Source organism: Kitasatospora putterlickiae (genome assembly GCF_039527695.1).
GTDB lineage: Bacteria > Actinomycetota > Actinomycetes > Streptomycetales > Streptomycetaceae > Kitasatospora > Kitasatospora putterlickiae.
The window spans coordinates 8,836-9,450 of the sequence record NZ_BAAAKJ010000406.1; the positions used below are offsets into that span (position 1 = coordinate 8,836).

Below are 615 nucleotides of genomic sequence, written 5' to 3' on the forward strand. Positions count from 1 at the left end.
CCCTTTCGGCTGAGCGCCTCCTTGCACCTGGTCGAGCTGTACTGGACGAGGGGGGACGGCGACGCGGCCCGCCCCGAGGACGCCGCCCACCGGCTCGCCCGCGGCCGCTGGGCGGACGCGCTCGACGACGCGGCCGTGCGGCTGACCCTGCGCCGGACGCCCGACGGCGGCGGCACGGCGGGTACCCGCTCGGTGGACGACCTCGCCTGGGTGGTCCCGGGGCCGGCCGCCCGCTGGCTCTCCGACGAGGCGCTCTCCGCCGTCGCGCTGCGGCTCCGCCTGGCGGCGCGCGAACCGGCGCCCGGCGAGCACCCGGGCGCGTACCGGGCCCGGCACGCCCTGCACCGGCACGCGCGCGGGTTCCGCACGCTGGTGCACGCCACCGAACAGCCCGGGCAGCGCCTGCACGCGCCGTTCCTCGACAACCAGGTGGTGCGCGCCGCCCGGCTGCTCCCGGACGACGTCCGCCTCCAGCCCGGCGCCCGGCACGCGCTGCTGCGGTCCGTCCTGGCCGGCACCGGACGCACCGACCTGCCGCCCGACTGGGGGCACGCACCCCGCCCCGACCGCACCGCTCCCGCCCGGGTGGGCCTGCGGCTCGCCGCCGACGGGCTG

General features: G+C 80.7%; 1 pseudogene. It reads left to right on the forward strand.

Annotation, left to right across the window (positions count from 1 at the left end):
• Window positions 1-21: 21 nt before the first annotated feature.
• A pseudogene (locus ABD308_RS34560) lies at window positions 22-615 on the forward strand (asparagine synthase-related protein); the annotation flags it as partial.